The sequence below is a fragment of the Gemmobacter caeni genome, from assembly GCF_003054195.1.
GTDB classification, from domain to species: domain Bacteria; phylum Pseudomonadota; class Alphaproteobacteria; order Rhodobacterales; family Rhodobacteraceae; genus Gemmobacter; species Gemmobacter caeni.
Map to the genome: position 1 here is coordinate 319,622 of NZ_QBKP01000002.1, position 24,526 is coordinate 344,147.

At 67.6% G+C, this 24,526-nt stretch carries 28 protein-coding genes; 26 read left to right on the plus strand and 2 right to left on the minus strand.

Annotation, left to right across the window (positions count from 1 at the left end; translation table 11 throughout):
* The first annotated feature begins 80 nt into the window (after nucleotides 1-80).
* The 4 genes from C8N34_RS04340 (at nucleotide 81) to C8N34_RS04355 (ending at nucleotide 3,279) form a co-directional block, all read left to right on the plus strand.
* Nucleotides 81-650 carry a hypothetical protein gene (locus tag C8N34_RS04340; RefSeq protein WP_108127969.1) on the plus strand — a complete coding sequence of 190 codons (570 nt, stop codon included), beginning with the start codon at nucleotides 81-83 and terminating at the stop codon, nucleotides 648-650.
* Between the two features lie 24 nt (nucleotides 651-674).
* Entirely contained in the window at nucleotides 675-1,124 is a 450-nt protein-coding gene (locus tag C8N34_RS04345) for a type II secretion system protein (RefSeq protein WP_108127970.1), read from the plus strand.
* A 36-nt stretch (nucleotides 1,125-1,160) separates the two neighbouring features.
* The gene (locus C8N34_RS04350; protein WP_108127971.1) at nucleotides 1,161-2,771 is read left to right on the plus strand and encodes a hypothetical protein; all 1,611 of its coding nucleotides are present in this window, start codon (nucleotides 1,161-1,163) and stop codon (nucleotides 2,769-2,771) included.
* An 88-nt stretch (nucleotides 2,772-2,859) separates the two neighbouring features.
* Nucleotides 2,860-3,279 carry a hypothetical protein gene (locus tag C8N34_RS04355; protein ID WP_145693554.1) on the plus strand — a complete coding sequence of 140 codons (420 nt, stop codon included), beginning with the start codon at nucleotides 2,860-2,862 and terminating at the stop codon, nucleotides 3,277-3,279.
* A 22-nt stretch (nucleotides 3,280-3,301) separates the two neighbouring features.
* Here C8N34_RS04355 and C8N34_RS04360 read toward each other — a convergent pair whose 3' ends face one another.
* The gene (locus C8N34_RS04360; protein WP_108127973.1) at nucleotides 3,302-4,375 is read right to left on the minus strand and encodes a restriction endonuclease; all 1,074 of its coding nucleotides are present in this window, start codon (nucleotides 4,373-4,375) and stop codon (nucleotides 3,302-3,304) included.
* Nucleotides 4,376-4,518: 143 nt separating this feature from the next.
* Between C8N34_RS04360 and C8N34_RS04365 the strand changes: the two genes are divergently transcribed.
* From C8N34_RS04365 to C8N34_RS04385, 5 genes are all read left to right on the plus strand, one after another.
* Entirely contained in the window at nucleotides 4,519-5,259 is a 741-nt protein-coding gene (locus C8N34_RS04365) for an HD domain-containing protein (protein WP_108127975.1), read from the plus strand.
* Entirely contained in the window at nucleotides 5,232-5,726 is a 495-nt protein-coding gene (locus C8N34_RS04370) for a DUF192 domain-containing protein (protein ID WP_108127976.1), read from the plus strand. The genes C8N34_RS04365 and C8N34_RS04370 overlap by 28 nt, the downstream gene beginning before the upstream one ends.
* A 209-nt stretch (nucleotides 5,727-5,935) precedes the next feature.
* Complete coding sequence (locus C8N34_RS04375; RefSeq protein WP_158640479.1) at nucleotides 5,936-6,766, plus strand: phosphatase PAP2 family protein; 831 nt, start codon at nucleotides 5,936-5,938, stop codon at nucleotides 6,764-6,766.
* A 196-nt stretch (nucleotides 6,767-6,962) separates the two neighbouring features.
* Nucleotides 6,963-7,820 (plus strand): sigma-70 family RNA polymerase sigma factor, encoded by an 858-nt coding sequence (locus tag C8N34_RS04380; RefSeq protein ID WP_108127978.1) that lies wholly within the window; start codon nucleotides 6,963-6,965, stop codon nucleotides 7,818-7,820.
* Nucleotides 7,821-7,836: 16 nt separating this feature from the next.
* The gene (locus C8N34_RS04385) at nucleotides 7,837-8,127 is read left to right on the plus strand and encodes a hypothetical protein (protein ID WP_108127979.1); all 291 of its coding nucleotides are present in this window, start codon (nucleotides 7,837-7,839) and stop codon (nucleotides 8,125-8,127) included.
* Here C8N34_RS04385 and C8N34_RS04390 read toward each other — a convergent pair whose 3' ends face one another.
* Entirely contained in the window at nucleotides 8,128-8,469 is a 342-nt protein-coding gene (locus tag C8N34_RS04390; protein WP_108127980.1) for a hypothetical protein, read from the minus strand.
* Between the two features lie 163 nt (nucleotides 8,470-8,632).
* Between C8N34_RS04390 and C8N34_RS04395 the strand changes: the two genes are divergently transcribed.
* From C8N34_RS04395 to C8N34_RS04480, 17 genes are all read left to right on the plus strand, one after another.
* A complete protein-coding gene (locus C8N34_RS04395; RefSeq protein ID WP_108127981.1) occupies nucleotides 8,633-8,980 on the plus strand; it encodes a hypothetical protein in 348 nt (115 codons plus the stop codon).
* Between the two features lie 80 nt (nucleotides 8,981-9,060).
* Nucleotides 9,061-9,591 carry an outer membrane lipoprotein gene (locus C8N34_RS04400; protein ID WP_108127982.1) on the plus strand — a complete coding sequence of 177 codons (531 nt, stop codon included), beginning with the start codon at nucleotides 9,061-9,063 and terminating at the stop codon, nucleotides 9,589-9,591.
* Between the two features lie 71 nt (nucleotides 9,592-9,662).
* On the plus strand, nucleotides 9,663-10,682 hold the full coding sequence (locus C8N34_RS04405; protein ID WP_145693553.1) for a hypothetical protein: 1,020 nt from the start codon (nucleotides 9,663-9,665) through the stop codon (nucleotides 10,680-10,682).
* Nucleotides 10,683-10,764: 82 nt separating this feature from the next.
* On the plus strand, nucleotides 10,765-11,406 hold the full coding sequence (locus tag C8N34_RS04410; RefSeq protein WP_108127984.1) for a DUF1523 family protein: 642 nt from the start codon (nucleotides 10,765-10,767) through the stop codon (nucleotides 11,404-11,406).
* Nucleotides 11,351-12,592, plus strand: coding sequence for a phosphoribosyltransferase domain-containing protein (locus C8N34_RS04415; protein WP_199750654.1), 1,242 nt, complete (start codon nucleotides 11,351-11,353; stop codon nucleotides 12,590-12,592). The genes C8N34_RS04410 and C8N34_RS04415 overlap by 56 nt, the downstream gene beginning before the upstream one ends.
* Nucleotides 12,589-13,359 (plus strand): HAD family hydrolase, encoded by a 771-nt coding sequence (locus C8N34_RS04420; RefSeq protein WP_108127985.1) that lies wholly within the window; start codon nucleotides 12,589-12,591, stop codon nucleotides 13,357-13,359. The genes C8N34_RS04415 and C8N34_RS04420 overlap by 4 nt, the downstream gene beginning before the upstream one ends.
* On the plus strand, nucleotides 13,359-14,483 hold the full coding sequence (locus C8N34_RS04425) for a cysteine protease StiP family protein (protein ID WP_108127986.1): 1,125 nt from the start codon (nucleotides 13,359-13,361) through the stop codon (nucleotides 14,481-14,483). The genes C8N34_RS04420 and C8N34_RS04425 overlap by 1 nt, the downstream gene beginning before the upstream one ends.
* Nucleotides 14,483-15,403 carry an HpcH/HpaI aldolase/citrate lyase family protein gene (locus C8N34_RS04430; protein ID WP_108127987.1) on the plus strand — a complete coding sequence of 307 codons (921 nt, stop codon included), beginning with the start codon at nucleotides 14,483-14,485 and terminating at the stop codon, nucleotides 15,401-15,403. The genes C8N34_RS04425 and C8N34_RS04430 overlap by 1 nt, the downstream gene beginning before the upstream one ends.
* Nucleotides 15,400-16,107: a J domain-containing protein gene (locus tag C8N34_RS04435; RefSeq protein ID WP_108127988.1), complete on the plus strand. Its 708-nt coding sequence runs from the start codon at nucleotides 15,400-15,402 to the stop codon at nucleotides 16,105-16,107. The genes C8N34_RS04430 and C8N34_RS04435 overlap by 4 nt, the downstream gene beginning before the upstream one ends.
* 46 nt (nucleotides 16,108-16,153) lie before the next feature.
* On the plus strand, nucleotides 16,154-16,738 hold the full coding sequence (locus C8N34_RS04440; protein ID WP_108127989.1) for a TerD family protein: 585 nt from the start codon (nucleotides 16,154-16,156) through the stop codon (nucleotides 16,736-16,738).
* Nucleotides 16,739-16,753: 15 nt separating this feature from the next.
* Nucleotides 16,754-17,203 carry a tellurite resistance TerB family protein gene (locus tag C8N34_RS04445; RefSeq protein ID WP_108127990.1) on the plus strand — a complete coding sequence of 150 codons (450 nt, stop codon included), beginning with the start codon at nucleotides 16,754-16,756 and terminating at the stop codon, nucleotides 17,201-17,203.
* Between the two features lie 54 nt (nucleotides 17,204-17,257).
* Complete coding sequence (locus C8N34_RS04450; protein ID WP_108127991.1) at nucleotides 17,258-18,238, plus strand: calcium/sodium antiporter; 981 nt, start codon at nucleotides 17,258-17,260, stop codon at nucleotides 18,236-18,238.
* 37 nt (nucleotides 18,239-18,275) lie between these two features.
* A complete protein-coding gene (locus C8N34_RS04455; RefSeq protein ID WP_108127992.1) occupies nucleotides 18,276-18,851 on the plus strand; it encodes a TerD family protein in 576 nt (191 codons plus the stop codon).
* Between the two features lie 59 nt (nucleotides 18,852-18,910).
* Entirely contained in the window at nucleotides 18,911-19,489 is a 579-nt protein-coding gene (locus C8N34_RS04460; protein WP_108127993.1) for a TerD family protein, read from the plus strand.
* Between the two features lie 587 nt (nucleotides 19,490-20,076).
* Nucleotides 20,077-21,825, plus strand: coding sequence for a hypothetical protein (locus tag C8N34_RS04470; protein ID WP_146177478.1), 1,749 nt, complete (start codon nucleotides 20,077-20,079; stop codon nucleotides 21,823-21,825).
* A gap of 152 nt (nucleotides 21,826-21,977) precedes the next feature.
* Complete coding sequence (locus C8N34_RS04475; protein ID WP_108127996.1) at nucleotides 21,978-23,276, plus strand: VWA domain-containing protein; 1,299 nt, start codon at nucleotides 21,978-21,980, stop codon at nucleotides 23,274-23,276.
* Between the two features lie 11 nt (nucleotides 23,277-23,287).
* Nucleotides 23,288-24,505 (plus strand): TerD family protein, encoded by a 1,218-nt coding sequence (locus tag C8N34_RS04480; RefSeq protein ID WP_108127997.1) that lies wholly within the window; start codon nucleotides 23,288-23,290, stop codon nucleotides 24,503-24,505.
* Nucleotides 24,506-24,526: the final 21 nt, after the last annotated feature.

The window sequence follows — 24,526 nt, forward strand, 5'->3', positions numbered from 1 at the left end:
TTTGTCAACGCCGGCCCCTGTGCGAAAAAACAAGTTGACCTGATTTGCGGATCGTCATCCGCGAGGCGGAGAGCTGATAGATGTTCAACCTGATCGTCGCCGTAATTTCCATCGCGCTGATCGCGGCGCTTGCCGCCGCGTCCCTGTTCTATGGCGGGGACGGCTTCTCGAAATCCTCAGCCCGTGCTGAAGCGGCAACCCTCATCAGTCAGGCGCAGCAGGTGGCCGGTGCGACCGCCCTGTTCCGGATCGATAACGCGGGTGCGAGTGTCTCCTCGACGGAGCCGGACTGCTCGACCGGGACCCAGTCCGCCTGTGCGATCACCCGGCTGGTCGACGGCGGGTATCTTCAGGCCAAACCGGTCGTCCCCCCCCAGATCGTCTCGAAGGATCCGCTCGCGCTCGGCTGGATCCGGAACTGGTCGATCTCGCAGGACGGGGACTCGGTCTACGTGTTCCTCAACGAGGACAATCAGAACGGGATCTGTGATGAGGTTGAGCGCCAGGGCGGCGCGGCCCGCACGACCGTCACCGGCACCCTGACCGCCGAGGATTTCGGACTTGATGACGGGTCACTTCCGCCCTTCCGCTGCGCGGATCTCGACCTCGGCGGCGGCCTCGTGCTGACCGCCTTCGGGGCCCGGATCTGACCCCCATAAAGGAGACTGTTTCGCATGTTTAACCTGATCGCCGTCATCTTCTCGATCGTTCTCGTGATCGCGCTGGGGGTCGCCGCCTTCTACTACGGGGGGGAGGCCTATTCGACGAAAACGCAGGAGACCGATTATGCGGAGATCGTGAACGGGGCCTCCCAGATCAAGGCGGCGATGGAGATGTACCGGGTCCGGAACGGGGAATACCCGGGCGGGATCGAGGACGCGGTCCTGGGCGTGAGCGCCACGGAGGAGCTTCTCTCCCGGCTCGTTGCGGAGGACTATCTCTCCGGTGTGCCGCGCGGGAACTGGACGATCGTCGACATGGCGATCCAGCGGGAACTCACCGACGTCCAGCAGTGTCTGAACGTCAACCGGATCGCGGGCCTGAACACGGATCTCGCGCCGAACGGCTGCCCCCCCTGTACGGACCCGGAGTTCTTCAGCTGGCCCGCCTGTGAGAACATCTGACGTCGCGGTTACTGGCGGACAAGGGGGAGAATTCACGTGATCGGCTTTTATGTCCTGATGGTGGCCGCCCTCGTCCTCGCGGGCGCGGTCGGCTACACCCTGCTCTCCTCGGTGCAGACCGCGAACGCGCTCTCCCTGGCGGAACGGAACGCGGCCCGGCTCGAGATGACCGCGAGTGCGCTGCGCCAGGTCGTGATCGCGGATGCGGAGGGGCGGTTCTTCGTGCCGATGGGGGTCCCCTCCTTCCCGTCAAGCCTCACCTCCCGGACCTCTCTCCCGGACTGGGTCAGCGGTGAGCGCGTCACCCCCTGGGGGACCCCCTACGGGTACTGCCCCTACGCGCCGGTGACCGCCCCTGGCGGGTCTTCCGCGACCGTCTACGGGGGCGCGAACTACGCCGTGTCCCTCACCTCCGATCCGGTCGTCTACGGTGCCGCACGCCCCTACGTGATCTCGGGCGCCCGACCGTCGAACCCTCTGGACGCGCCCGACGCCCCGACGGTCCTCGCATTTCTGATCTCCCCCTCGAACAACGCCTCAGCGGTCCCGGCCTGCAACAACGTGTATTGGGACGGGAGGGCCTGGCTGACGACCGGCCCGGTCACCGGTTCCGTCCGTGCGGTCACCGTGGACGCGCTCTCGGACAGTCTTGCTCAGGCGCCCCGTGTTCTGCGTCGTCACGCCGCTCAGGGGGCGAGCGGGTCCGGGCTCTCCGCCTCCGACCCCGCCGCCCTGAGCACGGTCCTGACGGAATGGCGCTATCTGCGTCCGCACCGCCTGACCGTGGTCCTGGATGACGCCGGCGGCCCCTTCCTGATCAGCCCGACCGCGACGGATCTCGGCGCGGGTGCGGGCGGGACCTCGCCGCATCCGGACGCCTTCGGCCGGCACCTCATCCTGGAGGCGGCAACGGGGGACAGTCCGGTGATCAACACCTATCCGTCCGATGCCGCCGGCGTTCTGCGGTTCCCCGCGGATACGACGATCGACGGGGTCAGCTTCGGGACCGGTCTCGGCGTCTCCGGCATGGCCGGGTCCCGCCTGCTGATCCGGGACTCGCAGCTCCCCTCCCTCGCGACCGGCGGGGGGGAGGTGATCCTGGCCTCAGGGGTCAGCGTGACCGCCCCGTCCGGGGCCTCCTCGCCCCCGGTCCTCGTCAACGGGGGGAGCCTCTCCGTTCAGGGGCCGGTCTCCATCGACGGCTCCGAGCCGGGGGGCGCGGGTATCCGGCAGCGCGGCGGCCTCATTCAGGTCGCGGCCCCCCTGTCGGTCACGACCGGGATCGGCTCTTCGGTCTTTGACGCGCTGAGCTACGGGGAAGTGTCTCAGGACGCGGGTGGAGCTCTGACCCTGACCGGTTTGGGAGATCAGAACCTCGAGGCCTATACCCGCGAGATCGAGGTGCTCAGCTCCGGCTGTGTGACCGGGGATCTCACCTGCTCGGTGACCTGCCCGGACGAGCGCCCGCCGCTGTCCGGAACCTGTACCACGAGCGGGGTCACCAACGTGTTTCTGCGCGGGACGCAGATCTCCGGCTCCGTCTTCAGCTGCGCCTGGTCGCAGGTCTCGGAGCTCGCGGATGAGGTGACGGACCCGGCAGGCCCGGTCTCCCCGGTCGCGCGTGCGATTTGCGGACCAAAGCGTTGATCTTGTCGTCGGGATGTGCGAAAAATGGATAAGAAAGCCTGGCTTCCGTTATGAAAGAAGGCCGGGACCGGGTGAAATGGAGTCGCTGATGATCAGGGCAAACCTCAAGACGACGGCGGTGGCGGCCGCCCTGTCCCTCTCTCTGGCCGCGGCCGCCTATGCGCAGAGCTTCGTGTTTCGCACGACCGTCACCGGAGCGACCGGGACCCCGGCCGTGCTCGTGACCCTGGTCAACTCGACCGGGATCGGTTTTCTTCTCGACGCGGACGGGGCCGAACCGGGGACGATCGTGAACGGGGAGATCCGGACCCTCACCTATCGCAATCAGGTGTCGCGAGACGTCCAGATCACCGGCGTCACCGTGAGCCCGAGCAACGCCAATTTCGTGATCCTGTCGGACGGCTGCACCGGGACCCTCGTGATGGGGGCGCAATGTCCGGTCCAGGTCCAGTTCCGCGCCTCCGAGGACGGGGATTACACGGCGACGCTGAACGTCATCGCCCAGTGATCCTTCCCGGATCGACCGAACCCTAGTCCAGAAGCCGATGCAGGGCGCGGGTCTCGACCCTCACCCGTGACCTGATCCCGTCCGGCAACCGGTCCTGAAGGTCCAGGTAAAGCCGCAGGATCTCTTCCGCGTCCCAGACCCGGAGCCGAAACCCCATCCCCTGCGCTCGCGCCCGGGCCTGACGGGTCAGCCCGGACCAGGAGACGATAAGCGCCGCGTCAGCGCCGGAGCCGTGCAGGTTCCCGATCAGCGCCTGGAGGGTCTCGTCCCCGGCGACCTGAAGCCCGGATTTCACCTGGCCGACGAGGCGGGGCGGGGCGAGGCCGAGCGGACCTCCGCCGGCGATCAGATCGACCCCCCCGTCGGGCCCCGGCGTTCCGACCTGAACGGTAAGCCCCTGGGCCCGCAGGAGCGCCCCGGTCAGCTCCGCCATCGCGTGCCCGGTGAAAACCGCCCCGATCCGGTCCCGGATCCGGGCCGTCTCGGCGGCTATGAGCGCCTCGAGGGAGGCGGGTCCGGTGAGAAGGGGTCCGGTTGGTCCCGGATCCCTCCCGTCCCTGATCAGGCCGCGCAGCCGGTCCAGGATGCCCGGACGGGTCACCTCGGTGATCGGCACATAGGACCCGGTCACGGTGAGAAGGTCCGAAAGGACCGCGTCACGCGGGATCGGGTCGCGCAGCCAGCGCAATGACCGGGCGGGTCTGCCGTCCGGGTCCTCCGCCAGGCCGGGACCAACCTGCCCGATCCCGAACCGGGGCGCCCCGGGGAGGGCGCAGAGGACCAGGTCACCCGGCTGCATCTCGTTGACGAGCGCGTTCAGCTGTGTCGACATCGACCGGATGCGGGACCGGGCCTCATGCGGGTTCGCCTCGGTGACCGCGTCGAGGATCTGTCCGGGTTCGTAGTGCTCCGAAAGGTCCGCGCGAACCCCGAACTCCGCCGTGATCAGCCCCCCCTCCATCAGCAGGCGACCGAAGTCCCCGTCCCGCTGTGGCCTGAAATACCAGACCCGCGGGGTGACGCCGCGCGTCGAGACCTCAAGGGCGGCGTCCCCGCCGGCCGGGTCGGCAGCCGTTCCGGCCCTTATCTGCATCATGAACAAGGCTCCTCTCCCGCAACTACGGGTTTGCGAAAAAATATACGCTTCCCATTCCTCAAGGCAAAGGATAAAACACGAACCGAACCGTCCCGTTTTTCGCAAGTGACGTGTAAGGTTCCCGAAACGAGAAGGGGGATCCCATGGGCACAGAATTCACAGGCAGCTGGCTTGCGACCTCACGCGGGGGGATGTGGTCGATCGAATCGCCCCAGGAGTCGCAGGTCTATCTTGAGGACATCGCGGCCGGGCTGTCCCGGACCTGTCGATATGCGGGGCAGATCTCCGAGGAGGTCACCTTCTACTCGGTCGCAGAGCACAGCGTGATCATGACCTCCCACGCTCATCGTTCGGGGCTGATCCGGACCCGCTCCGAGGCGCTCTGCTATCTTCTCCATGACGGATCCGAGGCCTTTTTCGGGGACATGCCGACACCGATGAAAGCGCTGATCCCACAGTTCCGTGTTTATGAGGATCTGGCCCAGTCCGTCATCTTCTCCGCCTTCGGGCTCGGCCCGGATATGGTCGCCCGGATAAAGCCTGATCTGAAGCGGATCGACACCCGGGTCCGGATCGACGAGCGGGAGGTGATGATCTGTGAGCCGGCGCTGAGCGCTGGCAGGGAGGCGCTCTGGAGGCAGGACCCCTCCCTGAAACCGCTCGGGATCACCCCCGCTCTCCTTGAGCCGAACCTGGCGCGTCAGGTCTATCTCGAGGCCTTCGCCTGGGCGCTCGATGCGCTGCCGGACGACCTCGGGGCCCCGCGCGCCGTGCGGGACGCGGGGCGTTACCTGGCGGAACGGGGGGTGGCCCCGAAACTTCCGGATTTCACCCCCTCGCACGCAAAGGAGGCCTCATGCATGCCAGAATTCTCCCCCTGCTGACGATCGCCCTCCTTTCGGGCGCGCCGCTCCAGGCAGATGAGGCGGAGGTCCGGGACTGCGCGCCGGATCGGATCATGATCGTCGGATCTGACGGGATGGAACGCGCCAGCTACAAGGTCAGCCTCGCGGACACCCCGGAGACCCGGGAAAAGGGTCTGATGTTCGTCGAGGAGCTGCCGCGCGAGGAGGGGATGCTGTTCCTCTTCGATACGGTCGGCGAGGTCGGGTTCTGGATGAAGAACACCCTCATCCCGCTCGATATGCTTTTCATCACTCCGGAGGGGCGGGTTGCGACCCTGTATGAGGGCGCGATCCCGCATGATGAGACCACGATCTGGTCCGGCCATCCGGTCAGCGCCGTGCTCGAGGTGAACGCGGGCGAGGTGGCACGCGCAGGCATCCGACCCGGGGACTGGGCGCTCTCACCGCGTCTCGGCACCGGATGTATGCCCGCCGCGGGCGGGTGACCCGATATTTCGGTTGAAGATCAGATGCGAAAAAGAGTAACACATGTAATATCCGGCCCATAAAGAGGTCTTGCGAGGAGCAGCATGTTGTCAGATCACCAGCAGAAACGGGCCAGGACGGGTCGGCCGGGCGAGGCGTTACGGGCCGATGACCCGATGATCTGTCCATGTCCGGATCACGCGTGACGGGTCCGGTCGGAATGTCCCGTATGTCGATTTGCGAAAAAGCGAATCGGTCAGACTCACGGCGCAGGCGCCTGGTCGCCTGCCTTTTTCTCGTGATGTCCCTCGCCCCTTCTTTTGGCGCGCGCGCGTCTGATGAGGCTGAGGCCCGCTTCACGGAGGCGATGTGGGGGGCGGACCTTCTGCTGACGCTCGCCGCGGGACCCGCGGTTCTTCCGGCGGGTCTTGATCTCGGCCTCCCGCCGGTCCCGAGCCCGCAGGAGACACGCGATGAGCTTGACCGGCTCCAGTTCGTCCAGACAGCGCTCCGGGACGAGGCGACCCGTCGGCTGATCGCGTTCGAGGCGGAGACGGATGCGGTCAGCCTGCTCCGCGACTACGGGATGATCCCGGCCCGGGAGGCCGCTCCCGAGTTGTGGTCGCTGCTCGAGGTCACCGGAACGGAGGCGGCCTGGTTCACGTTGCGTGCGAAACGTGAGTCCTCACGTGCACGGCCGACACAGATCCGGCCCTCCCTCGGAGCGGTGATACCGGTGCCCGCGCACCCCTCCTACCCGTCGGGCCATGCGGCGCAGATCTACGCGCTGGCGGAGGTTCTGGGTCGGATCGTCCCGGACTGCGTTCCGGACTACCGCCGTGTTGCGGCCGGGGTCGCGATCCGACGTGAGATCGCCGGGGTCCACTTCCCCTCCGACACCAGGGCGGGCGCTCATCTCGCGGAACGGGTCACGAGCGCGCTTTTCGGGAGGGAGTCGGTGGGGGGTCTGCTCGCGGATGCGGCCCCCGTGCAGCGTGCGCATGTCGCAAGCTACGGCTGCGCCCCCTCTGCGCCGGACGGAACGGGGGGGCTCAGATGACCGTCAGGTCCAGATCTGATCGTCCGGTTCCTGCCGCAGGCCACCAGGTGAGACTTCTGGTGTTCCCTGACCTTTGGGAGCCGGATCCGCATGAGCTTGCGTCCCGGGACGGGATGCGTCCTGCGGAGGAGTCCCCCTTCTGGTGCGAGGAGGAGGCTCCCGGCCCCCTGGTGTCGCCGCTGAGACGGGGCCTGGCATGAGCGGGGGGGTCTCGAGCCGGCTACGAAGTGAGCGGCTCTCCCCTGAGGAGGAGAGGGAGCTCGCCCTGAGGTGGCGACGTGACGGGGACCTGGCGGCCCGGGACCGGATCATTCGGGCCCATTTCGACCTGATCCGAGGGGTGATCGCGCGGCTCAGGTCCCGCGCAAGGTCCCCTGAGGACCTGTTTCAGGACGGGGTCATGGGGCTGATGCGGGCGCTGGACCGGTATGACCCCGACAACGGGAACCGCTTTTCCACCTATGCGGTGTTCTGGGTCCGGGCAGAGATCCAGAACGCGATCGGTCAGACCGCCGGGCTGATCCGGGTGCCGAGATCGGAGAAGACCCAGAAGGTCTTCGCCTGGTATCAGCAGACCCGGGCTCGGGTCGAGTCGGACGTGGCGCTCGGGCGCATCCCGCTCCCTGAGGACGGGATCGAGCGGGAGGCGGCGCGGCGGATCGGGCTCTGCCCGGACCAGATCAGGTCGCTCCTGACGCTGACGCAACTTCAGGAGATCCCGGTGGAGACGCATCCGGGATCGGAGGACCCGAGCGACGAGCGTCCGGGCAGGGTCCTCTATACGGAGGAGACCCCCGAGACCGAGCTCTTCGGGGAGCAGAGTCGGACGCTGTTCCGGAGCCTCGTAGAGGACGGCCTGGCCGAGCTGAAGCCGCGAGAGCGGGAGGTTCTGGAGCGCAGGCACCTTTTTGATGAGCCGCAGACCCTTCAGATGATCGCGGAGGAGTTCGGGCTGACCCGCGAAAGAATACGGCAGATCGAGGTGAGGGCGCTTGAGAAGCTGAGACGCCGACTGCGCGGAAACCGGACCCTGCGTGACACGCTGGCGAACTGATCGAGGAGAGCCGAAAATGCGAGAAAAGATAACGAGGGAGGCGCTCCTGAGCGCGGAGATCGAGGGACCGTTCCGCGTCGCCGGCGAGGACCGGTTCCGGGCCGAAAAGCTCTTCGAGATCCGGCTCACCGGACGGGAGGACTGTCCCGACCTCGTCCTGAGCGGTCCGGACGGGGGCGCACTTCGTGTCGTTGATGAGGACGGGACGGAGCTCGGCGAGGAGGAGGTTCAGGTCCTGCTCTGGGAGCGTCTGGAGGGGTTTGACGAGGTGATCGAGCGCCTCACGGGCCCGCTTCCGGCCCCCTGATCAGCGGGCCCAGGGCGGGACCGGGCCGCGGCGCATCTGTGCGCCCGGGTCCTCGAACGGGGTCATCCCCCCCGCGTCGGATCCGGCGAACGGGTCAGCGACAGGCCCCACGCCCGGATCCGCTTGGCGCAGAAGATCCGCGACCTGTTTCTCCGGCAGCCCCAGTCCGCGCATCCCCTCCCGCAGCGCCGACCTGTCGATAGGCCGGACCAGATCAGCGGTCCGCTCCGGGTCTATCAGGAGCGCGTCCCGGATCAGTGACTGTCCGGTTTTTGACCCGGGCGGAACGGTCCCGGCGCACAACGGGGCCAGAATCCTCTCGATATTCGTCTTTTCGGCCATGGGACCTCCGTGGTTCTCCGGTCGCGGGTGGCGGCGTGCCCGCCCCCACAGGAGATGGTGCGGATCGAGAAATCCACAATGATCTTTCGGGGAGGGGAAACGGTGCGTTGCGGCGGTTCCGCCTGATCGCATAGGATGAGGGGTAGAAAACAAGAGGTTCAATATGTCGCAACCCGTCGTGCAGCCCTCCCCCGTCATCCTCCCCCCTGCGATCCCGACGAAGACGCGCAGTTTCCAGCAGCGCGTGGATTATGCCGGGAAGGCGCTGCGCAGGGGGCGCTGGGGGCGGCGCTTCGACTCCTGTTTCGAGGGGCCGGACGCGGCCCATGTGGCCGCGGTTCTCGTCCTGCGCGCGGAGCGCAGCCGGGACCTGAAAGAGGCGATCCTGCGCGCCTTCAAGACGCAGGAGTGGCAGGAGGTCCCCTGGGTGAAAGCGATGGACCGGTTCTCCGGGATGGGGGCAAGGGAGATCGGACAGGACGCCTTGCGTGTGCAAGCCGAACAGGGATAAATTTTCGCAAAACCTATTGATAAAGATTTTCGCAAATAATAGATGTAGGGGGACTCGAACATCACAGGAGAGGGTTCCCCATGTTTCTCGGCCTCAAGTCCGTCCTGACCGTTTCCCTGCTGGCCGCAACGGTGGCCGGCTGCACGACGCAGACCCAACCCTTGCAGAACGGCGCCTCCGTTTATCGGGCCTCGGAATCGCAACGTGCGATGTATGCGGCCTCCTGCCGGGTCATCTCCGCCCGCTACGTGGCTGTTGTCGGGGACAGCCAGGAGGACCGCAACCGGAGCGCCGCAACGACCGGGGTCGGGATCGTTACCGGCGCCCTGATCGGAAATGCGATCGGTCGTGAGATCGGCGGCGGGTCCGGCAATCGGCTGGCGCGCAACCTCGGAACGGTCGCGGGCGCTGCGATCGGCGCGGGCGCGGCGGACGCGGCGAACCAGCGTCGGACCACCCGTCAGGGCGTGGAATATCTGGTCGCCCTCGATCGCGGAGAGCGTCGGGTCATCGTCCAGAACCTCAACCCGGGCGAGGCACCGATCCCCGCTGGCGCCGCCTGCGACCTGGTGGGCGGCCGCGGGCATGACCGGGTCGTTCCCGCATATTGAGCGAAAAACCGAGTCTCTGGGAATTTTCGGCAAACCGGTCTATGATGATCGGGACGCCGGGATCCCCAGAGATGCATGACCTCCTTAACAGAACGGGCCCCTACCTCCACGCCCCCGATGACGTCTCGAGGCTCAGCTTCGAGACGGGCGGGACGCCGCGCGTCTTCACCCTCCTGATCGCGGCTGCGACGGAGAGCCGTCGGGCCGACCGCTCCGTGGGCGGGATCGTCATCCTCGATGAGGACGAGGGGGCGGTCGTGCTCGATAGGCACCTGGTCGCGGAGCCCGAACGTCAGGACGCGGAGTTCTACCGGATCCGGGGGATGGGCTGGCCTGAGTTTTCCGCCTTCTGCCGGAGCCATGAGCGCTTCCGGAGTCGGGCCTTTGACCTGGTCGATCCTCATGATCGGCCGCTGCCGGGGAGCCGTCGGCGGCAGGCCGCGCTCCCGGCCCCGGTGCCGCTCGCAGTCCGGGCGGGGGAACTGCGCTCGGACCTGATGATCCGTTCCCGGACCGCCCCTGATGGCACCCCCCTTTTCCCGCGCACTGATCGCTCCCAGGCGATCGAGGAGCTCACAGCCTCGCCCCTCTCGGCGGGTCCGCATGGCCTCCTCATGATGAGCTGGCCGATCCGGTTCCCTGAGCTGGCCGACCTGTCCGGGCTTCAGGGGGGCAGGGCGGTTGATCGCGCCCTTGATCCGGCCTGGTCTGAGCTGATCGGACAACGGCCGGAACTGATCGAGGAGGCGCGACTGGAGGCGCTCATGCCTGTTCTGGACGGGCCCACGCACCCCGCCGGGTCAGAGCAGGAGGGGCGGTTCGGGCTCCTCCTCTGTCCTCAGGGCCGGCCTGAGCTCCTTCTCTCCACGATGGATGAGCGCCCGATTTCGGTTCCGGACCGGAAGGCCCTCAGATCACTCCTTTCCGGGATGCCGGACAGGACGATCCGGGACCTCTGGGGCCTGAAACGATCCCTCGATCACGAGACCTCCCCTGACCGTCTTGAGCTCCGCTTCGGGGAGGCCCTTAACCGGATCAGGAGCGCTCTGGAGCTCGCACGGGACCCGGAGCCGTCCCCCGCCGGACCATGATCGCATTTTTCGCAAATCGGTCTTGCGCGGGAGAGTCGTCTGCCGCATATTGCGGTTAAAGATTTTCTCAAACGAGGTCGCTATGCGAAAACTGATCCTCGGCTCCGTCGGGGCGTTCCTGCTTGTCTGCGCTACCGGCCTGCACTACGCGGTCCCGCGTGTCTCCGTCGTCCAGGTGGTTGGCGTCGAGGTGAAAAGGGCGGACGCCGGGGGCGGGACGCGGGACGTCTACATGATTCAGTCCCTCTCCCGGGATGGGTCCGCCGTGCGCGTCTTCCGAAACGAGGATGCCCCGGTCTACCTCAAGTTCAACGCCGCTGACCTTCAGACACGCGCGGCCGCCTTTGCGCGGGGGGTGACCCCCCCGACCGTGGCCGTGCGGCATTACGGCTGGCGCATCCCCTTCCTCTCCGTTTTCCCGAACGCCCTCTCGATAAGGGAGGTCCCGGCCGATTACCGGCATGTGCCGGTTCTCGCCATCACCCTCTACGCCGGTCTGTTCGCCCTCCCGCTGATCGCATGGCGTCTGCTGCCTGGTCGCCGTCGTCCCGCCCCGACTGCCCCGGCCCGTTCCCGGCCTGAGTCGGTGAGGCGGTCCGACCCTGCGGATCCGGGACGGCAGTCGGACTGGTTCGACACGGACCACCCGGTTCAGACCGGGCGCAGCGATGGCGGATCTGAAGGACCCTCCGGCGGCAGCGATGCGGGGGGCGGTGATGCTTGACGTGACAGGGCACCCCACCACAAGCGTTCACCGGCTCACGACCGGGACGCTGACGCTGACGTTGCGCAACGCGCCGGTGAACCCGCTTTTTCGGGTGGCGGAGCGGATCAACCCCAAGCGGAGTTTCCTTTTCGTCTCCGAGGTCCTCGGGCGTCACGTTCCGGTGCGACCGTCAGATCATCTGGATGCGGTCCGATCCCTTGTTGAGCGTTGCGGTCCGGCCCTTTTCGAGGGCCCGCTGCTCGTCATGGGCTACGCAGAGACGGCGGTAGGGCTCGGTGCCGCGGTCGCACGGGAGATCGCGCGACGCCATCCGGGATCGGACCCGCTCTACCTGTCGACCACGCGTCATCCGGTGCCCGGGAGGTCCTGGCTGCGCTTCTCAGAGGGGCACAGCCACGCGACGGATCATCACGTGATGCGACCGGACCCGCATGTGGCCCTGAGCGGGGAGGCGGGGACGCTCGTTCTCGTTGACGACGAGGCGACGACCGGCTCGACCTTCCTCGCCCTGCTCGACGCGCTGATCTGGGGGGGTCTTCGGTTTCGCCGGGTCCTGCTGCTGACCCTGACGGACTGGTCAGAGGGTGCGGCCGAACGCGCCGTGGCTGAACGTCTGCCCGAGGCGGAGGTCCGTGCGATCTCCCTGTCACAGGGGGCCTGGACCTGGGAACCGGACCCGCTGGCGCCCCCTCATGTCCTTCCGAAGATGCCGCAAGCCGCCGATCAGACCGTGGTCCGGGCCTGGTCCCCGACGGACGTCCCGTCCCCGCGTTGCGGGATCCGGTCCTGGTCCGACGGGTGGGACCGCGTGGCCGACCGTCTCCGTCGGAACGGGACGGGTCGAGACCGTCCCGTTCTGGTCATCGGAACCGGAGAGCAGGTCTGGGGGCCGATGCGTCTCGGGGAGGAGCTTGAGGCAAGCGGGGCTGAGGTCCGCATGCTCGCAACGACCAGGTCCCCCATTCTTGAGGGGGCGGTGATCCGGCACAAACTCTCCTTCCCGGACCATTTCGGGATCGGGGTTCCGATGTACCTGCACAACGTTCCAGCCCGCCCGGACGCGGACGTCATCCTTATCACAGAGACCGGTGCGGACCGGATCTGCCGGACCCTCCGGTCCTATCTCGGCCGCGGCCTGATCATTGACGGTTCGGAAACCATCACGGAGTTTTGCGAGAAATGAGAAGAAATATCATTCTGACCGATCTGGACGACACCCTGTTCAGCTCCGCCCAGAAGGGGGGAGGGGTCGGCCCGCAGGTCACCGTCGCCAAGAACGGACATCACGGGCATATGAGCCCGGTCCAGGAGGGCCTGTTCCGGATGCTGTTCGCGGCAGGTGAGGTGATCCCGGTCACGGCACGCAGCTCGGACGCCTTCGCCAGGGTGCAGCTCGACTTCGGCACCCGACGCGCGATCCTCGCCAACGGGGCCGTCATCCTCGACGCGTCCGGGGAGCCGGATCAGGAGTGGAACGCCCGGACGGCAGAGATCGGCCTCCGGTGCGAGGGTGCCATGGAGGGGATGGTCGCCGCCGTTACGGAGGAGTTCGGCGATGGGGCCCGCTCCTGGATCGTCCGGGAATACGGGGCACCGGTCTACTTTTGCGTCAAGATGAACCGGCAGGAGCCGGAGGCGGTCGAGGCGGGTCTCCTTCATGCGGGTCTGATGCTTGAGGAGCGGTTTGACCTGTCCGGCTTCCAGCATCACGTGAACGGGAACAACCTCTCCTTCACCCCCCTGGGGATCTCCAAGCTGGACGCCTGTGCGCGTCTCATCGAGCAGGTCGCGGATCGTGCGGAGGTCACCCTGTTCGGGGTCGGCGACAGCCTGACCGACCTGCCATTCATGCGTCTGTGCGACGTCATGATCACTCCGAGCGGCTCGCAGATCGCCAATCAGGCGATGCGACGTACCGTCGGCGAGGGCGTTTTGGGCGAGGGTCTGTGATGGGGGCCCCGTTTCGTCATGATCCCGCCCTGGAGGGGACCAGCGGGAGCTATGCCCCAGAGGACGTCCGCTTCCTTCTGAGCCGGGTAAAGGTCGAACCGACCCCGATCGCGGAGAAGGAACGCCGAATCCAGTCGGGCGAGACCCATTATTCCGAGATGATCTCGGAGGAGCGGCGTCCCGACGCCAGCTACCTTGAGCTCTTCGAGAACGCCTGCGTACCGGGCATCCCCCGTCTCGCGACAGAGATCCGCGCCCTCACCGAACGCCTGATCCGCCTGGCGGGGGCCGGTCGGCTGAACCCGCAGATCACCCTGTGCAGCCTCGTGCGCGCCGGTGTCCCCTACGGGGTCCTTCTGCGCAGAGACCTGCGCAGGCTCGGGGCGGACGTGGCCCATTTCGGGGTGTCGATCATCCGGGACCGGGGATTGGACCCCGTCGCCATGCGGCGCGTCATCGAGGAGCGTCCGGTCGACGGGATCATCTTCGTTGACGGCTGGACAGGTAAGGGGGCGATCGCCTCCGAGCTTGAGCGGTCATGGGGGGAGATCTCCGGTCTCTCCCCGATCCTCGCCGTGGTCGCTGACCCCTGCGGACGCGCGGCGCTCTGCGGGTCGCGCGATGACTGGCTTATCCCGTCTGGCATCCTCGGCGGGAACGTCTCGGGCCTGATCTCCAGATCCGTCCTGCGTCCTGACCTTACGGGACCGGACGCGTTTCACGGCTACGTCCCGCTCGACCATCTGACCGATATCGACCTGTCGCGCAGCTTCGTCGACCGGGTGGACGCCCTGCTCGAACGGATCACCGGGCCTGTCAGTTCGGACCCGGACGCCGCGCCCTGGGAGGCGGGCCGTTTCCGTGCCGCGGCCGAAACGGCCGTTGAGCGGATCGCGGAACGCTACAGGATCGCGAACATGAACCGGATCAAGCCCGGAATCGCCGAGGCGACCCGCGCGGTCCTGCGCCGCCGACCGGACCATGTTCTGGTCCGGTCCGGCTCAGGGGACCCGGACCTCGCCGCGCTCCTGCATCTGTGCGCCCAGGACGGGGTCCCGGTCGTCGAGGCGCCCGAACTCACCGGCCCCTATCGGGCCGTCACCCTGATCAGGAGAACAAGCTGATGCTGACCCAGACCCCCTATCAGACCGGATATCAGATCGGTTCCACCCTTTACATGCCGGTCCTGCACCCCCGGGTCAGGGACATCCTCACCGGCCTGAGCCCGGCGCCCGCGTCAACCATCGTCCTCTGTCTCGAAGACGCCCTGCATGAGCGGGACGTCGAGCAGGGGGTGTCGACCCTTACCGCGCTCCTGCCGGAGGCCGTCCCGGAGCGGGTCGGCCGTCCGCTCCTGTTCATTCGCCCCAGATCTATCGATATGGCGGCCCGACTGCGCGCGCTCCCCGACATTCATCGGGTGGACGGTTTCGTCCTGCCGAAGGCGCGGGTCGAGACCCTGCCGGACTGGGTCGCCCTTCTGGCGGGGACCGGGCTTCGGCTGATGCCGACAATCGAAACGGCGGAGTTTTTCGACCCGTCCCGGCTGGTGGCGTTCCGCGACCTGATCCTCGGTTCCGGTCCGGACCGGATCGCCGCGGTCCGGATTGGCGGGAACGACCTTCTCGGGACGATGGGCCTCAGGCGCCAGCGTGGGGTCACCGCCTATGAGGGCCCGCTCGGGTGGTTCCTCTCGATGGCCGGATCCCTTCTGATCTCCGCCGGCATCCCGGTTGCGGCGCCGGTCTTCGACATCATCGACGATCTGGAAACGCTCAGGCGCGAGGTTGAGCGGGACGTGCAGATGGGCTTCGTCTCGAAAACAGCCATCCACCCCGCGCAGGTCCCGGTCATCGAGGCGGCGATGCGGGTGGGGGGTGCGGAACTTGCCGAGGCGGAGGCGATCCTGTCCCGGGACGCGCGGGCCGTCTTTCAGATCGGCGGGGTGATGTGCGAGCCGGCGACCCATTCCGCCTGGGCCCGTCGGGTGATCGCCCGGTCCCGGGCCTTCCCGGACCCTGTCGCGCTCCGGGCCGCCGGATGAGCCTCTGGCGCGCCCTCCTGGAACGGCTCGAGCCGATCCGGCTCGACCTGCGCAAGCGGTTCTGGCCGGAGAGCCCGACCTCGCATGTTGACTTCTCCATCGCCCTCATCGCCCTCGCAGCGAAGCTCGCGAAGGCGGACGGACGCGTGAGCCGCAGTGAGGTCGCGATGTTTCGCCAGATCATGGAGATCCCCCCGTCCGAGGAGGCACGCGTCGGACGGGTCTTTGATCTCTGTCGCGGGGCTACGGACGGCTACGAGGCCTACGCAGCGCGGGTGCACCGGCTCATCCGGGGGCACCCGGACGAGGATCTGATCCGGGGGAACCTGCTCGACGGGCTCTTCCATATCGCGATGGCGGATGATGAGTATCACCCGAATGAGGATCTGTTCCTTCGCAACGTGGCGGAACGGCTCGGGCTGGGCGAGGCTGAGTTCCTCCGGATCAGGGCGCGCCACGTTCCGGACGCCTGGGACCCGTACCAGGTCCTTGGAACCCATCCCGGCGCCTCCCGTGAGGATATCCGGCGGGCCTGGAGAGACCTGGTGAAACAGAACCATCCGGACCGCCTGAACGCGGCCGGTCTTCCGGCCGAGATGCGTCTCATCGCCGAGCGACGGATCCGGGAGGTCAATCGAGCCTATTCGGAGATCAGGCAGGTGTATGAAAATCGGAAAGAGTCCGGTCCCGCCCCTTGCATTTAGTATGCGAAAAATCATATCACATGAGTCGTCCAGAAAAGGAGTCCGAATGTCCATCTCTCTCACCAAGGGTCAGTCCCTGAGCCTTTCGAAAAACAACCCGGGTCTCACGCGCGTCTTCATGGGTCTCGGCTGGGACGCGGTCAAGAAGGGGGGCTTCCTCGGCGGTCTCCTGGGCGGCGGCAAGCAGGAGATCGACCTGGACGCCAGCGTCATCGTCTTAGACGCGGCCAGGAACCCGATCGACACGGTCTATTTCGGTCAGCTGAAGTCCCGCGACGGGTCCATCCGTCACGGGGGCGACAACCGGACCGGGGACGGGGACGGGGATGACGAGGTGATCCACGTGGACCTGTCCCGGCTCGACTCTCGCGCCGCGCATCTGGTCTTCACGGTCAACAGCTTCCGCGGTCAGACCTTCAAGGAGGTGGAGAACGCGGTCGCCCGTCTCGTCGACGAGACGACCGGGAAGGAGATCTGCTCCTTCACCCTGAAGGAGCAGGGGGCCCATACCGGGGTGGTCATGGCCTCCCTCTCAAAGGGGGCCGACGGCTGGACCATGAAGGCGCACGGCACGACCGCAAACGGCCGGACCGTCCATGACCTGGTCGCCGCCGCGAAAAACGTCGTCTGATCGGGAGAAACAAGCATGCTGAACTGGCTGAAGGACAAGGGGAACGAGGCGCGTGCGCGCCTCACCGCCGAGGTGTCGAAGTTCCGTAACCGGACCTTCATGGAGGCGACCGTCGCCTCCTGCGCCCTGGTCGCCGCCGCGGACGGGACGATCTCCGCGCAGGAGAAGCAGAAGATGGCCGGGTTCATGCGGAACTCGGACGAGCTGAAGCACTTCGACATGCCGGACGTCATCGCCTTCTTCGAGAAGGTGGTGGGGAACTTCGACTTCGACGCCGCGATCGGGAAGGCGGAGGCGCTCAAGGTGATCGGCCGGCTGCGCGGGAACGAGGAGCAGGCGCGGGTCATGGTCCGGGTCGCCTGCGCCATCGGCGCCTCGGACGGGGACTTCGACGAGGCGGAGAAGGCGGTCGTCCGCACGATCTGCAAGGAGCTCGGGCTCAACCCGACCGATTTCGACCTCTGACCCAGGGGCGGGGCTCCGGCCCCGCCTCCCCCTCAACCCTCACAGGAGCCCGGAATGGACGCTCTCTCGAATTATGAACTGGCCGTCCTGGCGCTCGGCGCCATCGGGTTCGGCATCTGGCTCCTCGTCAAGGGGGGCGACGTGACGATCGATTCCGCGGTGCGAATCGCGGAGAACGCGGGCCTTTCGAAGCTGTTCATCGCGGCCACCATCGTCGCCTTCGGCACCTCCGCGCCGGAGCTGTTCACCTCCGTGACGGCGAACCTCGGCGGCTATCCGGGGATCTCCGTCGGGAACGTGATCGGGTCCAACATCGCGAACGTGCTGATGGTGATCGGCCTGTCGGCGATCATCGCCCCGGTCCTGATCGACCGCAAGGAGGTCCGGGTCGACACCTGGGTCATGGTGGGCGCGACGGTCGCGATGTCCGTGGCCGCCTGGGCCGGGGTCCTGCCGTTCTGGGCCGCCGTCGGGATGATCGCGGCGATCATCGGATACGTGGTCTATCAGTACAAGGCGAGCCGGATCGAGGTGGAGGAGGATGAGGAGGCGGAGCCGCTGCCCGGAAACCCCTACCTGCTCGTGACGGTCGGGGTCACGACCCTCGTGATCGGCGCGGAGATCCTCGTTCAGGGGGCGGTCGCGGGCGGTCGTGCGCTCGGGGTCCCCGAGGCGGTGATCGGGATGACCGTGATCGCCTTCGGGACCTCGCTCCCGGAGCTGATGGCCTGCGTGGCCGCCGCCCGGAAGGGGCAGTCGGACATGATCGTGGGCGGGATCGTCGGGTCGAACATCTTCAACATCCTCTCCGTGATGGCGATCAGCGCGGCCGTGAAGCCCTTGGTGATCGATCCTCGCTTCTTCGCCTTCGACGTGCCCGTCGTCCTCGCGGTCACCGCCCTCTTCACGGTGTTCCTGCTCCTGATCGGCCGGATCGGACGGGTGGCCGGGGCGCTGATGGCCGTCGCCTACATCCTTTTCACCGTGGCGCAATACGGCGGGGTCGCTGATCTCGTCGTGACTGCGCAGAACTGATCGAACCTCCACCTTCAACACAGAAAGGAACCCTCTCATGGGCCTCTCACTCTCCAAGGGGCAGAACCTGTCCCTCACGAAGACCGAGCCGGGTCTCAAGAAGGTCGTCATCGGCCTCGGCTGGGACCCGCGCGCCACGGACGGACAGCAGTTTGATCTCGACGCCTCCGCCTGCCTGCTGAACGACGCGGGGAAGGTCCGCTCGGAGGCGGACTTCATCTTCTACAACCAGATGAAGTCCGGCTGCGGCTCCGTCGAGCACACGGGCGACAACCGGACCGGGGCCGGGGACGGGGATGACGAACAGATCAAGGTGGACCTGTCGCGCGTTCCCGCGGACGTCCAGCGCATCGCGATCACCGTCACGATCGACCAGGCGGACGCGCGCCGCCAGTCCTTCGGCCAGGTCGCCAACGCCTTCGTCCGGATCCTCAACGAGGAGACCGGGTCCGAGGTGGTCCGGTTCGACCTCTCCGAGGACATGAGCACGGAGACCGCCATGATCTTCGCAGAGCTCTACCGCCACAACGGGGATTGGAAGTTCAAGGCGATCGGTCAGGGCTACGCGGGCGGACTGCGCGCGATGTGCCACCAGTACGGCATCAACATCTGATCACCGGCGGCCCGGGGTCCCGGGCCGCCCCTCTCAACCCGGGCAGAAAGGGAAATCACATGCCTGTTTCGCTGAGCAAGGGGGGGAACGTCTCCCTCACCAAGGAGGCCCCCGGCCTCACCGCCATCACCGTCGGCCTGGGCTGGGACGCCCGCGTCACGGACGGGAAGGCGTTTGACCTGGACGCCTCCGTGTTCATCTGCGGGGAGGACGGGAAGGTCCGCTCGGACGCGGACTTCGTCTACTACAACAACAAGACCGCCCTCGGCGGCGCGGTCCAGCACATGGGCGACAACCTGACCGGGGACGGGGCGGGCGATGACGAACAGGTCAAGATCGACCTGTCGAAGGTGCCTGAGGACGTAAAGAAGCTGGTCTTCGCGGTCACCATCCACGAGGCGGCCGCCCGCGGCCAGAACTTCGGGCAGGTGTCGAACGCCTATATGCGCGTCATGAACGACGCGGGCGGCGCGGAGCTTGCGAAATACGACCTGAGCGAGGATGCGAGCACGGAATCCGCGATGATCTTCGGGGAGATCTACCGCCACAACGGCGAGTGGAAGATGAAGGCGATCGGTGCCGGTTTCGCGGGCGGGCTCGCCCCCCTGGCGACCGCGCACGGCGTGAACGTCGGCTGATCCGGTCCGGGCCGCCCCATCCGGGGCGGCCCTTCCCCGGCCCCCGCCGCGCGCGGGGGCCCGGAAAGGGCGAACCGGAGGATCAGGAATGTCCAGACAGCACGCGACCCGGACCTGTCACTTCTGCGGGGTCCAGGCCCCGCAGCCGGAGATGATCCGGGACCAGATCTACGTGGAATCCGGCCAGTCGAAATCCTCGATCACCGGCGCAACCATCATCGGGGCGGCGGCCGGGAGCCGGTCCGCGAAACGGGCCCTGGAGCGCACCGTCTTCGGGGCCGGGAACCGGACCTACCTGCGCAAGCGGGAGATCTGGCGCTGCGACGCGTCGGACTGCCGGTCCCAGGCGCAGGCGGCCGCACGAAACTCCCGGAAATCACAGGGGATGCCGGTCTGGCTCGGCGTCCTGATCAGAAATCGCGGCAAACCCCGTACTTCAGTGCGGGGAAGAATAGCGAAAGGCCGATCTGACGGCGCTTTGCGCCTTGATCGGGCCCCCTTGCCAGCGTAAGCTGACGGAGAAGTTTTTTCGCACATGGTCTGAGATGGCGTACGGGAAGGGCAGCGCGAAGACGGATCTAAAGCGGATGGCCGATCTCGGCCAGGCGCCGATGACGCCTGAGCTTGCGGAGCTGCGCCGGGCCTGCCTTCTCACTGTCCAGAAGATGGCCCGGGCCGTCTGGCCCGAGGCGGTCACGGACCCGCGCCTGAACGGGAAGGAGCTGGACGCGGCCCTGCTCCCGGTCCAGAGGGCCGCCGTTCGGGACGGGCTCAGCAGCGTCTGGGCGGAGAAGATGCGGCTCCTCGCCAAGCCGGCCGTCACCGAACAGTGGAAACGGACCCAGGCCTGTCTGTTCGGTCGGCTGAAGCACGTCTCCGCCCGCGCGGAGACCCCGGCGAAGGACGGGATTTGTCGCCTCCTCAACCTCCCCGAGGTCTGGACGGTCCGGCTATCCGATGCGGACGTCGCCGCGCTTCAGGCGCGGGCGGACCCGCTCGACTTCCCCACCGCGATGACCCTGTTCCGGGAGCTCCGGTCCGGGGACGCCGGCCTCACCCCGCTCCAGGCGGGGGCGCTGCGCGCAATGGAGGCGGCGGTGAGCGCCCGGTTCGGCTGCCCGGAATGGGGTGAAGACGCCGCGATCCAGTTGCACCTCGACGCGCGCTGTGTGCGCGGGGAGGCGAAGTCTCTGAGCGCCGCGCTCGCCGGCCTCGCCTCCGGCCTGGACGGGTCCGGGGGCGGGGCCGCGGTTGTCGAGATCTCCTCGCAGCGGGCCCGCGGCCCCGCGATCCGGGTCCCGCTGCGGCTGCCGCGACCGGTCGCGGACCGGCATCAGGGCGATCCGGGCCAGACGGTCCGGTCCCTCGTCCTGGAGCTCGGCCCGGACCGGCTCCGGCCGAAGGCGGTGCTGCTGCGCCAGCCCTCCGCTTCCGGGATCGTGGGCGCGAAAACCGTCCTCGCGGAGGATTTCGGCATGGTGAACACCTCCAGCATCGTCGTCGTCCGTTGCGCCGAGGGCGTCACGGCGGACCGGGTCGACTTCGCCCGGTCAGAGCCGGGCAAGCGCGCGACGAAGGCCTTCCTGGAGACGCACGTCTCCGGGGCGGAGGTGGAGGTGCTGGAGCGGGTTCAGCTCAGCGGCCGCGCATTCCTGGCCCGGATCGCGGAGCACGCGGCACGGATTGACACGCTCCGCTCCGAGATTGATCTGGGCTACGCCCGGATCGGACGGATCAAGGGGGAGCTGAACCGGCTCACCGGCGCGGAGCCGACCGCCCCGGTCCCGGAGGAAACCGAGGAGGTGACCGGGCCGGAGGCGGCCCGTTACCGGAGCATGCACGGCCGGTTCTTCCGGCTCCTGGCCGGGCTTGGGCGGCTCAAGGCGCGTCGCCGCGCCCTCTACCGGAAGATCGCTGGTGTGAAGAAGAGCTGGTTCGGTCACGTCGCGAACGTACGCGCCGCCCTTGCGGAGAGGCACCGGGCGGTGGTGGTGCGCGAGGACCTGTCAATCCTCGCCGTGGAGAAAAAGGATCCGGCCTACAAGGGCCGGACCTTTAACAAGATGATCAACAACGGCGCGAAGGGGCAATATACCCGGCGCGCCGACGACACGCTGGCATGGAGAGGGATCGCGACGCTGAAGCTTCCAGGCTTCTACTCGAGCAGCACGGACTGGCGGACCGGGACGGTGGACAAGGGGCAGCGCTCCGGGTCCCGGTTCCGGGCCCGGGACGGGGCCGAATGGGACGCGGACCTGCACGCCGCGGAGCTGCTCGCACGCTGGCTCTTCCTACGACCTAAACCGGCGGCCCCGGCCGCCGCGCCGACCCTGTGACAAAAAACTTCAGCCGTGGGCGGGGGCTCAACGCCGCCGCTCACGGCAGGGAAGCCCCGGGGTTTAGCCCGGGGAGGTTCACCGTCCTGGTCGTCCTCGCCCTGATCGCGGGCGGCGGCTCCGCCCCCTGACCCTCCCAAGGAGACCCTCACATGACCGAGCTCGCACCCGGCGCCAACGCCGCCCTCCCTGCCGGGGACCTCACCGTCCTGATCCGCCACGGGTCGATCCCGGGGGCGGAGATCGACGTCTCCGCCTTCCTCGTGACCGGGACCGGGAAGGTCCGCTCCGACGCGGACATGTGCTTTTACGGCCAGCCGTCCGTCGCGGGCGGCGCGGTGACCCTCCAGGGGGACGCGAACGGGGAGACCCGTTTCTCAGTCGCCCCGGGCCGGATCCCGGCCGGGGTGGAGAAGGTGATCCTGACCGCGACGATCCATGAGAACCGGGCCCCCTTCGGCCGGCTCCCGGAGATCAGCCTCGAGGTGAGCGGGGTCCGGGGCCGGATCCCCTGCGCGGGGATGACGGAGACGGCGCTGATCCTGGCGGAGCTCTACCCGCGGAACGGGGCCTGGAAGGTCCGGGTGGTCGGGCAGGGGTTTAACGGGGGGCTCGCGGCGCTGGCCACCCATCTGGGGGTGGAGATCTCCGATCCGGCGCCCGCCCCGACGCAGACGCCCGCCGCCCCGCCCCCACGAGCGGAGCCGGCGAAACCGGCCTCGCAGATCCGCCTCGAGAAGCGCCTCGTGAGTCTCGAGAAGAAGGACAAGGAGCTCCTCTCGCTCGTCAAGAAGGTGAGCGTCTCGCTCGAGAAGAAGCGGCTCCTGACGGACCGGGCCAAGGTGGCCCTCTGCCTGGACATCTCCGGCTCCATGTCCTCCCTCTACAAGGCGGGGAAGATCGACACGCTCGTGCGCCGGGTCATGGCGCTCGGGTACCGGTTCGACGATGACGGGGAGATCGACGTGTTCCTGTTCGGGGCGAACGTGCACGAGTGGGGACCGATCGGGGTCGATGATTACCGGACCTTCGTCAAGGACATGCAGCGCCGCCACCCGCTCGAGGGGGGGACGCGATACGGGGCCGCCATCGAGCGGATCCGCACCTTCTACGCCCGAAACAATCCGGAGGGGCTCCCGGTCTACGTCATGTTCGTCACGGACGGGGGGACGGAGGACAAGGGGAAGACGGAGAGGGAGCTGCGCGCCGCCTCCGCCGAGCCGCTCTTCTGGCAGTTCATGGCGATCGGGGCGTCCGGGTTCTTCTCCGGGGTCCGGTTCGAGTTCCTCGAGAGGCTCGACGAGCTGACCGGCCGGAAGGTGGACAACGCGAACTTCTTCCAGGTGGCGGACCCGGCCGCCCCCTCGGATGAGGAGATGTTCGAGCTGATGATGGGGGAGTACCCGGACTGGCTCAAGGCGGCCCAGAAGGCCGGCGTCCTCAAGGTCTGAAAGGGGGCCTCATGACGATTCTCACGCCCGGGGCGAACGCCCCCCTCCCCGTCGGGGACCTCACCGTCCTGATCCGCCACGGCGCGATCCCGGGGGCGGAGATCGACGTCTCCGCCTTCCTGATCGGCCCGAACGGGAAGGTCCGGTCCGACGAGGACATGTGCTTCTACGGCCAACCTTCCGTCGCGGGCGGCGCGGTCACGCTTCAAGGGGCCGCGAACGGGGAGACCCGGTTCCGGGTCAGCCCGGGACGGGTCCCGGCCGGGGTCGAAAAGGTGATCCTCACCGCGACGATCCATGAGAACCGGGCCGCCTTCGGGCGCCTGCCGGAGATCGGGCTGGACGCCGGCGGGGTCATCGGAAAGATCCCCTGCGCCGGGATGACGGAGACGGCGCTGATCCTGGCGGAGCTCTACCCGCGGAACGGGGCCTGGAAGGTCCGGGTCGTGGGGCAGGGGTTTAACGGGGGGCTCGCGGCGCTCGCCACCCATCTCGGGGTGGAGATCTCCGATCCGGCCCCGGCCCCCGCTCCGGCCCCGAAGCCCGCACCCGCCGCCGCCCCACGCGGTCCGGACCTGACCCGGATCCCGAGCGTCAAACCGGCAGCCCCCGCGCCAGCCCCGAAGGTCAACCTGTCCAAGGTGAGCCTGACGAAGGAGAACCGGACCGTCTCGCTCGAGAAGCGGACCGGCCGGTTCGGGAAGATCCGGGTGAACCTGAACTGGAACCAGGGGAAGACGGGCGGGGTCATGAAGATGTTCGGGCCGAAACCGGTCGATCTGGACCTGGGCTGCTTCGTCGAGGACCGGTACGGGAACCGGACCTGCGTCCAGGCGCTGGGCGGCGGGTTCGGGGATTACGCCTACTTCCCCTACGCGAAGCTGCTCGGGGACGACCGGACCGGGGCGGTGACGGACGGGGAGTGGCTCGAGATCAACGGGGAGATGTGGGCGGAGTTCAACCGCATCCTGATCTTCGCATTCATCTATGACGGGGTGCCGAACTGGGCGGAGACGGACGGGGTGGTGCGGGTGATGATCCCGGACCAGCCGGAGATCGAGGTCCGGATGAACGAGCACGGGTCGCGCGAACGGATGTGCGCGATCGCCATGCTGGAGAATCAGGGGGGCGCGATTCGGGTCAGCCGGGAGGTCCGGTTCTTCCCCGGGCACCGGGTGATGGACGAGCACTACGGCTGGGGGATGCGCTGGCAGGCCGGGTCGAAATGACCTGACCGGCCACATCTGTCC